Below are 3,536 nucleotides of genomic sequence, written 5' to 3' on the forward strand. Positions count from 1 at the left end.
TCGGTGGTCGAGCGGGTGGAGTTGCGGGAGCCGCGGGTCGAGTTCGTCCCCGTGGCCGGTGAGCGTTCTCCGTCCGATCCGGACTACTGGGTCGACAACGTGCGGAATACGGTGCGGTTCGCCGAGGGTGTCGCACGGCTGGATGCGGCGCATGTCGTGGAGGTCGGGCCGGATGCGGCTCTGACGCCGTTCCTCGACGGAGGCATCCCCACCCAGCGCAAGGACACCGACGAAGTAGGCGGTGTGCTGCGCGGCGCGGGCGAGCTGTGGACCCGTGGTCACTCACTCGACTGGACCGCGGTGACCGGCCGTGGCTCCCGTGGCGACCTGCCCACATACGCCTTCCAGCGAGACCGTTACTGGGTCAAACAGCTCCCCAAGGACATCACCGACGGCTGGCGCTACCGCGTCGACTGGACGACCGTCGGCCTTCCCCCCGCCGAACCGGAGGGCACCTGGGCCGTCGTCGGCGCCGACACCGGCGACGAGGCGACCGCGATCGCCGAAGCCGTCGGTGGCACCGCCACGGTCGACGACGCGACGGGCGGGGTGGTGGCGGTCGACCCGTCGCTCGACGACCTCCTCGCGCTCGTACAGCGGCTCGTCGCCGCGGGTAGCGCGGCGCGCCTGTGGTGCGTGACCACCCGGCCCTCCGCCGGAGTGCACGGCTTCGGCCGGGCCGTCGCGCTGGAACAGCCCGCTCTGTGGGGCGGCTCGATCGACGTGCAGCCCGGATACCGCACCGCCGACCTCCGCGCCGCACTGGCCCAGACGTCCGAGGACCAGCTCGTTCTCGGTCCCCAGGGCGTCAGTGCCCGCAGACTCGTGCGTGCGGCCGCGCCGACGGCGTCCTGGAAGCCACGCGGGACCGTGCTCGTCACCGGCGGTCTCGGCGCTGCCGGGTCCCACACCGCGCGCTGGTGCGCAGAGAACGGCGCCGAGCACCTGCTCCTGCTGGGCCGTCGCGGGCTCGACACCCCCGGCGCCGCGGAGCTGCGCGACGAGCTGACCGCGCTCGGCACCCGCGTCACCGTCGAGGCCTGCGACGCCGCCGACCGCGACGAACTGCACGCCCTGCTCACCCGGCACCCGGTCGACGCCGTCATCCACACCGCGGGCGTCCTGGACGACGGCGTCGCCACCGATCTCACGCCGGAGCGAGTCGCCAACGTCTTCCGGCCCAAGGTCGACGCGGCGTTGCTGCTCGACGAACTGACCACCGGCCTCGACGCGTTCGTCCTGTTCACCTCGGTCTCCGGCGTCACCGGCAGCGCGGCACAGGCCCACTACGCCGCGGCCAACGCCGAACTGGACGTGCTCGCCGAGCGCCGCCTCGCCGCAGGCGAGCCCGCCACCGCCATCGCCTGGGGCGCGTGGGCGGGTGGCGGAATGGCCGCGGAAGGGCCCGCCTCCGGACGGGTCGACCGCGGAGGGGTGACGCCGATGCCGCCCGCGCTCGCCGTCCGCGCGCTCGGCAAGGCCGTCGGCGACGGGTGCGTCGTCGTCGCCGACATCGACTGGGAACGGTTCGTCCCCGCGTTCACCGCATCCCGGCCCAGCACCGTGTTCGACCTGATCCACGCCCCCGCGCCCTCCGGCCCGACTGTGGGTACCACCGTGGGCCCGGAGGACGTCGACGAGCTGGTGCGCTCCTGCACCGCGGGAGTGCTCGCCTACCCCTCGGCCGCGGACGTGCCGCCCGGCAAGGCGTTCCGGGACCTGGGCATCGACTCGCTCACCGCGTTGGAACTGCGCAACGTCCTGACGCGGGCCACCGGTCTCACCCTGCCCGCGACCCTCGTCTTCGACTTTCCCACGCCCGCCGCGCTGACGGTCCACCTCGCCGAACTCCTCGGCGGCCCGGGCGGGACGCGGGAGATCACTCGCGCCCCCGCCGTGGCCGACGACCCGATCGCGATCGTGTCCATGGCCTGCCGCTTCCCCGGCGGAGTGTCCTCCGTGGAGGAATTCTGGGAGCTGCTGGCGGCAGGCGGCGACGCGCTGGGCGCGTTCCCGACCGACCGGGGCTGGGACCTCGACACACTGCTGGCCGGAGCCGCCGACGGTCCCGGCGTCTCACACACCGCCGAAGGCGGGTTTCTCGCCGATGTCGCGGGCTTCGACGCGGAGCTGTTCGGCATCTCCCCACGGGAGGCGTTGGCCATGGACCCGCAGCAGCGCCTGCTGTTGCAGACCACCTGGGAGGCGTTCGAACGCGGCGGGCTCGACCCCCGTTCGGTCCACGGCAGCGCGACCGGAGTGTTCGTCGGCACCAACGGCCAGGACTACGCCACCGCGCTCGGTGACGACCTGTCCGAGTACGGCGGCTATCTGGCCACGGGCAACGCGGCCAGCGTGGTGTCCGGCCGACTGTCGTACTCGTTCGGCCTCGAAGGGCCGTCACTGACCGTCGACACCGCCTGCTCCGCCTCCCTGGTGTCGCTGCACCTGGCCGCCCAGTCGCTGCGGTCGGGGGAGTGCGACCTGGCGATCGCGGGCGGTGTGACCGTGATGTCGACGCCTGCGGTGTTCGTCGAGTTCTCCCGCCAGCGCGGCCTCGCAGGTGACGGCCGCTGCAAGGCGTTCTCCGACGACGCCGACGGCACCGGCTGGGGCGAGGGCGTCGGCATGCTCCTCGTCGAACGGCTCTCCGACGCGCAGCGGAACGGGCACCCGGTGCTCGCCGTGCTGCGCGGCTCGGCGGTGAACCAGGACGGCGCCTCCAACGGCCTGACCGCACCGAACGGACCCGCACAGCAGCGCGTCATCCGGTCCGCGTTGGCTTCCGCCGACCTCGAACCGTCCGAGGTGGACGCCGTCGAGGCGCACGGAACGGGTACCACGCTGGGCGACCCGATCGAGGCGCAGGCCCTTCTGGCGGCGTACGGCGGCAACCGTGACCGGCCGCTGTGGCTGGGATCGGTGAAGTCCAACATCGGGCACACGCAGGCCGCCGCCGGCGTCGCCGGGGTCATCAAGTCCGTGCTGGCGTTGCGACACGGAACCCTGCCCCGCACGCTGCACGTGAACGAGCCGAACCGGCACGTGGACTGGACCACGGGGTCGGTCTCGCTCCTCACCGAGCCACAGCCGCTCCCGGAGACCGAGCGTCCGCGGCGCATCGGCGTGTCCTCGTTCGGAGTCAGCGGCACGAACGCGCACCTCGTCGTCGAACAGGTGCCACCCGCTCTGCCCGAACCGGAGACAGCCGGCGACGAACCGCGGCCCCGGCGGGCCGTGCCCTGGGTCGTGTCCGGCCACACGGCCGACGCCGTGCGGGCTCAGGCCGAGCGGCTGTCCCGCGTCGAGGCCGAGCCCGTCGACGTGGCGCACACACTGCTCACCACCAGGGCAGCCCTGGACCACACGGGCGTCGCGATCGGCCGCGACCTGACCGACCTGCGCAGTGCCCTCCACACCATCCGCCCCGTCGAAGCGGTGTCGGGTCGTACGGCGTTCGTGTTTACGGGTCAGGGCAGTCAGCGTGTGGGTATGGGCCGGCAGTTGGCGTCGGTGTTTCCGGTGTTTGCGGAGGC

1 protein-coding gene is annotated in these 3,536 nt (G+C 73.1%); it reads left to right on the forward strand.

All coding sequences use genetic code 11. From position 1 onward, the window contains the following. The coding region (locus LY13_RS25275) for an SDR family NAD(P)-dependent oxidoreductase (RefSeq protein WP_253831065.1) at nucleotides 1-3,536 on the forward strand (3,536 nt) is incomplete at both ends.

The sequence above is a fragment of the Prauserella aidingensis genome, assembly GCF_024171865.1.
Lineage (GTDB): Bacteria > Actinomycetota > Actinomycetes > Mycobacteriales > Pseudonocardiaceae > Prauserella > Prauserella aidingensis.